The sequence below is a fragment of the Brevundimonas sp. CURTG3B2_SDJG genome (assembly GCF_057364705.1).
Map to the genome: position 1 here is coordinate 1 of NZ_JBNFOJ010000202.1, position 5,214 is coordinate 5,214.

The following is a 5,214-nucleotide window of genomic DNA, read 5'->3' on the forward strand; positions in this document are numbered from 1 at the left end:
CTGGCGCGGCGGTTCGGGAGCGGAGGGCGCGGGATCGGCGGAGGGCAGGGCCGGCAGGGGCGGCGCCTCGGGCAGCATGGGGGCGCAGGCGGCGACCGACAGAATCAGGAGGAGGCGAAGGCTGATACGCATGGCGGTAGTCTTAGTGTCCCCTCGCGCGGCGGCGTCATAACAACTGCGCTATCCGCGCCGGTTCGCCATAAAGCGCCCCTCGGGGGAAAGCGTTGCCGTGAACTTCCCCGAACGGCGTCATTAACCCTCTTTGTTGTTGGAATGGTGAACAGGCCGGGCGTAGGGGAGAGCGTCCTCTGATACGGCCTGGTGGCGGAGGGGCGACGCGTCGGCGGTGCAACGCCGAAGACCCTCCGTTCAACTCGGAGGCCAGGCCTCCAGAGATCGCTCCGGCTTTTTAGTGCGCTAGCGCTCGCCGCGCGGCGGCTCGCTGCTTGAGCGCGGGTGTTGCGCTGACGCTCGCAACGCGGTCGGCCGCTGGCGGCGCGCTAGGGTTCGGCGCGCCGGACGAAGACGATCCCCTCCGCCACCGGCCCCGACAGGACGAAGCCGGTCACCCGTCCGGCGGCGTCGCGCTGGAAGGCGAACCGGCCGAAGGCGGCCTCCTCCCCGGCGAAGACATCGGGCTGGTAGGGGCGCAAGGCCACCGGGGACAGACGGGGGTGGCGCATGACCAGCCGGCCGTCCTGGACCACCAGCACATAGTCGGTCTCAAGCTCGGGACTGTGGAAGCGGCCCGCGAAGTCCTCGAGCCGGACGCTTTCCGGCGAGAAGGGCGCGAGCGCGATCCGCGGCGCGTCCAGGGCGCCGTGCAGGCCGATGCGGTACTTCAGGCCGGGCGCCGCGGCCCCCGACGTCTCGGGAAAGTCGAGGGTCAGGTCGGTCTTGGGGTTCAGCAGGAAGGACGCCGCCGACAGGGCGGGCAGTTCGGCCGGCTCCCCGTCGCCCATGGCGAACAGAAGGCGGCGACCGTCGGTGGTGATGTGGAACAGCAGGCCGGGAAAGAGCTCGTAGACCCCGGCGTAGGCGGCCAGTAGCGCCGGCGTGGGGGCGGCCTGGACGGGCGGCGGATCGGCGCGCCACGCGGGACGGCCGGAGAGGTATAGATCGGCGACGGCGAAGGCGACCTTGGCGGTGTCGAAGTCGGACGCATTGCTCAGCACCGAGACCGTGAAGCGCTCCCCCGGGATGCGCAGAAGGAAGCTGCGGTAGCCGGCGTCGCGGCCGCCGTGGCTCCAGGTGTCCAGACCGTGATAGGCGTGACGCTCCTGGCCCAGGGCGTAGAAGTTCACCGTCCCGTCGTTCAGAACGCCCTGCTCTTCCATGCGGCGGAAGATGGCGGGGCCGCCGACGATCGGGGTCTCGAAATTGCGGGCCCAGAGGCTGAGGTCCTCGGCGGTCGTCACCAGGCCGGTCGAGCCGGCGATGGCGTTGGTCAGGACGTCGCGGACATAGCCGTCGCCGGAGCGCCTGTAGGATTCGGCGCGCCCGGGGATGACGGCCGAGGCGTCGTCCTGGAAGCGGGTGCGGGTCATGCCCAGGGGCGTGAACATCCGGTCGCGGCAGAAGTCGGCCAGGCTCCGGCCCGAGACGCGGCGCACCACCTCGGCCAGCAGGCCGTAGCCGCCGTTGGTGTACTGATAGCGCTCGCCCGGCGGGAAGTTGCCGGCGCGCTGGCGGGTCAGCACGCCCAGGACCTGTTCGTCGGTGAACAGATCCTCGTCGCGCCAGCCGGCCATGGCCAGCAGGAGGCCGTCGTCGCGCACGCCGCCGGTCTGGTTCATCAGCCGACGCAGGGGGACGGCGCCGTAGGCCTCGGCCTCGGGGACGTATTTCGATAGGGGATCGTCGATCGACAGCCTGCCGTCCTGCTCGAGAAGCAGGATCGCGAAGGCGGTGAACTGCTTGGAGACGGAGGCGGCGTGGAAGGCGGTCCGGGTCGTGGCGGGCGCGCCCTGCTCGATGTCGGCGGACCCCGCAGCGACGCGGGCGACGACCTGGCCGTCCAAGGTCACGACGACGGCGGCGCCGGGACGTCGGGGCGGCTCCAGGGCTCCAGCAGGCGGGCGATGGCCGCCTCGGGCGAGGCGGCGGCCGCGGCCGGGGCGGCGGCGCCGAGGATCAGGAGGACCAGCGCCAGGACGGGCGCGAGGCGAAGCGACATCGAAGTCTCCCTGGGAATGACAGGGAAGGGATGGCCGGACGCGGAAGGGGGCGGCGACCGACTTCGCGAAGTCGGACGCGCGGAGGCGCTCAGGCGAGGGCGCGGCGGCGGTGCGCGGTCGGGGTCTCGCCCCGATGGCGGCTGAAGGCGGCGTTGAACGAGGACTTGGTGTTGAACCCGGACTGCAGCGCGATCTCCAGGACGCTGGCCTGGGCCATGGCGGGATCGGCCAGCAGGGCGGCCGCCTTGTCGATCCGATAACGGTTCACGTAGTCGAAGAAGTGCACGCCCAGGCGCTGGTTGATCAGGGCCGACAGCTCGCGCTGGCCCATGCCCAGGCGGCGGGCCAGGCCGCGGATGGTGAGCGAGGGGTCCAGGAAGGGCTGGTGGGCGGCCATGAAGGCCTCCAGCCGGGCGATCGCCTGCGCCTGGGCGGGGTCGTCGGACGAGGACGAGGCGAGGACGGGCGAAGGGTCGGCGCGGGCCGGAAGGTCGGGCTCCGGGACGGCGCCCAGGAACAGGTCCTGCCGGGTCAGCGCCGTCAGGGTCAGGGCGCAGGCGAGGGCCACGGCGATCAGGCCGACGACGAGGTTCAGCGCCGAATAAGTCGCCGCATGCTCGGCGATGCCGGCCACGCTCTTGGCGAACACCAGCGAATGGGCCGCCAGCGAGGAGCCGAGCACCGTGGCGAGCCAGGCGAAGGTGCGGTCGTCCGGATTGGAGCGCGTGCGCCGGTAGGTCTGGCGGTAGCGGACCAGCAGCAGGGCCATGGCGGCGGCGTAGGCGTAGTACTGCACCTCGCCCGCCACGCTGTTGGCGATCCGGTCGAGGTCGGTCTCGAAGGGCGCGCCCGAGGCCATGGCCAGGGCGCGCGGGGCGAGCGAGAGCGCCGAAGCCGTCGCGGCGGCGGCGCCGCCGGCCAGGTGGACCCGGGCCGACCGGTCGGGGAAGCACAGCGCCAGGGCGTAGGCGTAGAACAGCGGGGCCTGCAGCCAGCCGAGGGGTTGGCGAAAGATCAGGCCCTCCTGCAGCCCTTCGGGAAACAGCCGCCAGGCCCAGCCGACGACGTCCACGGCGGTCAGCAGCAGGAAGCCGGCCAGGAACCGGTTCGCTCGCCGCAGCGGTCCGGGGGCGGCGAGCAGGAAGACGGCCAGCAGCAGGCACAGGTCGCTGGCCATCACGCCGATGGCGGTCATCAGGAGATCGGAATCCACGCCTTAAGGGTCCTCCGTGAGGCCGACGGTGGCCGATCGGGGCGTGCGGATCACGTGAAATAGAGGCAAGGTGGAGCGGAATCCGGCGCGGATCGGCCGCAGCGGCCTCGCCGGCCATCATCGGTTGACCTTTTCGCCGGGCCTCTCTATACGCACCGCTCCGCCGCAGGCTCGTCCCGCGGCTTTTCTATTTTGCTTTGCCTCAGGACGACGACCATGAAGGTCCGCAGCTCGCTCAAGTCGCTCAAGGGTCGCCATCGCGACTGTAAGGTCGTGCGCCGCAAGGGCATCGTCTATGTGATCAACAAGACGGACCCGCGCTTCAAGGCCAAGCAGGGCTAAGAAGACCCGCGCCCAGTCGGGCGTGCGCGAAAGTTTCGAAGGCTGCGGACTTGTCCGCAGCCTTTTTCGCGTCCGGCGTTGAGTCGGGCGTGGCGGCGTGGTTAGCGTCGCCCCTCATTGTCGCCCCAGCGCCCTTCGGGCCGCTTGAGGGCGGTTCGTTTCTCCGGAGTTCTCCCCATGGCCGATGACGCCGCCTTCGATTCGTCGCCCGACGTGCTGACCGCCACGGCCCAGGGGCGCCTGCGCTCCATCATCGAGCGCCTGGAGCGCCTGGAGGAGGACAAGCAGGCGGTGATGACGGACATGAAGGAGGTCTTCGCCGAGGCCAAGGGCGAAGGCTACGACGTCAAGACGCTGCGCAAGGTCATCCGCATCCGAAAACAGGACAAGGCCAAGCGCCAGGAGGAAGAGGCGATCCTGGACCTGTACCTGTCGGCGCTGGGCGAGGTTTAGGTTCCAGGGGTTAGGTTCTAGGTTCTAGTTTTGCGTCGTGGGGATCGATCTCCCCTAGACCCTAGTCCCCAGACCCTGGCCCCTTCGTGAAACGCAAAGCGCCACCCAGTCCCTTTGAAGCCCAGCGCAAGGCGGCGCAGCGCGCGGCCCTGAACGCCCTCAAGCGCGCCCGCCGCTCGGCAGAGAAGGCGGGCGTTTCGCTGTCCGAATGGGAAGGCGAGTTCCTGGACTCCGTTTCGGAGCGGGTGAAGACCCATGGACGCGCGTTCGGCGATCCGGAGCTGGGCGCTCCCGGGCAGGCCCTGTCGGCGATGCAGGGGCGCAAGCTCAAGGAGATCGCGGCCAAGGCGAAGGGGGAAGAGCCGAAGCGGCGGTGGGGAAAGAAGGGGCCAAGTCCCAGGGACTAGGTTCCAGGGATTCCGCCCCTGCTCTCTAGCCCCCAGACCCTAGAACCTAGCCCCTAGAACAGGATCTTGCGGAACGTCAGGCTGACCACCCGGCCCTGGGGGTCGAGATAGTCGGGCTGGTAGTTCAGCGGCGTGTCGCCGCCGGACGCGGTGACTTCCGGGCGGGTGTCGAACAGGTTCTGGACCCCGAGGTTCAGGCGCGAGCCCTTCAGCCAAGGGAATTTCTCGACCCAGCGGGTCCGCTGGTTCAGGTCCATGAAGACGTTCAGGCTGACCGTCGCCTGGTCCGAGAAGCTGAGGTCCGGACCCGCGCCGCCGTCGACGCGGGTGCCTTCGCGCCAGTTGGCGAACATGAAGGCGCCGATCCCGTTGCGGAACACGCCAGTCTGAAGCTGAACCTCGTTCCGGGGCGTGCCGCCGCGGCTGGAGGTGGCGGCGCCGTCCAGCAGGTCCAGGACCGGCAGACCGTCGGCGATGCGGATCTCATCCTGCAGGCGGTTAGGTGTGATAGATCGAAAAGATTAAAGCGGCCCTGTCCGGGCTGCATCGGCGGACCGCCGCGCCCGCCGGCCGCCCATTGCGCATCTGCATGCCGCCCCCGCCGCCGCCTTCGCGCCGTTCG

At 70.0% G+C, this 5,214-nt stretch carries 7 protein-coding genes; 3 read left to right on the plus strand and 4 right to left on the minus strand.

The window, feature by feature from the left end; genetic code table 11:
* Positions 1-500 precede the first annotated feature (500 nt).
* The 3 genes from AC2W7C_RS13045 to AC2W7C_RS13055 form a co-directional block, all read right to left on the minus strand.
* Positions 501-2,027, minus strand: coding sequence for a serine hydrolase domain-containing protein (locus AC2W7C_RS13045; RefSeq protein WP_486001826.1), 1,527 nt, complete (start codon positions 2,025-2,027; stop codon positions 501-503).
* Positions 2,024-2,176 carry a hypothetical protein gene (locus AC2W7C_RS13050; protein ID WP_486001827.1) on the minus strand — a complete coding sequence of 51 codons (153 nt, stop codon included), beginning with the start codon at positions 2,174-2,176 and terminating at the stop codon, positions 2,024-2,026. The genes AC2W7C_RS13045 and AC2W7C_RS13050 overlap by 4 nt, the downstream gene beginning before the upstream one ends.
* Positions 2,177-2,265: 89 nt before the next feature.
* A complete protein-coding gene (locus AC2W7C_RS13055) occupies positions 2,266-3,390 on the minus strand; it encodes a helix-turn-helix domain-containing protein (RefSeq protein ID WP_486001828.1) in 1,125 nt (374 codons plus the stop codon).
* Positions 3,391-3,606: 216 nt separating this feature from the next.
* Here AC2W7C_RS13055 and ykgO point away from each other — a divergent pair, with 216 nt between their 5' ends.
* From ykgO to AC2W7C_RS13070, 3 genes are all read left to right on the plus strand, one after another.
* Positions 3,607-3,732 (plus strand): type B 50S ribosomal protein L36, encoded by a 126-nt coding sequence (ykgO, locus tag AC2W7C_RS13060; protein WP_056453617.1) that lies wholly within the window; start codon positions 3,607-3,609, stop codon positions 3,730-3,732.
* A gap of 177 nt (positions 3,733-3,909) precedes the next feature.
* Positions 3,910-4,185, plus strand: coding sequence for a nucleoid-associated protein GapR (gene gapR, locus AC2W7C_RS13065; protein ID WP_420470605.1), 276 nt, complete (start codon positions 3,910-3,912; stop codon positions 4,183-4,185).
* Positions 4,186-4,271: 86 nt separating this feature from the next.
* The gene (locus AC2W7C_RS13070) at positions 4,272-4,592 is read left to right on the plus strand and encodes a hypothetical protein (protein ID WP_486001829.1); all 321 of its coding nucleotides are present in this window, start codon (positions 4,272-4,274) and stop codon (positions 4,590-4,592) included.
* 53 nt (positions 4,593-4,645) lie between these two features.
* Here AC2W7C_RS13070 and AC2W7C_RS13075 read toward each other — a convergent pair whose 3' ends face one another.
* Positions 4,646-4,972, minus strand: a complete 327-nt coding sequence (locus AC2W7C_RS13075) for a hypothetical protein (protein ID WP_486001830.1) — start codon at positions 4,970-4,972, stop codon at positions 4,646-4,648.
* Between the last annotated feature and the right edge of the window lie 242 nt (positions 4,973-5,214).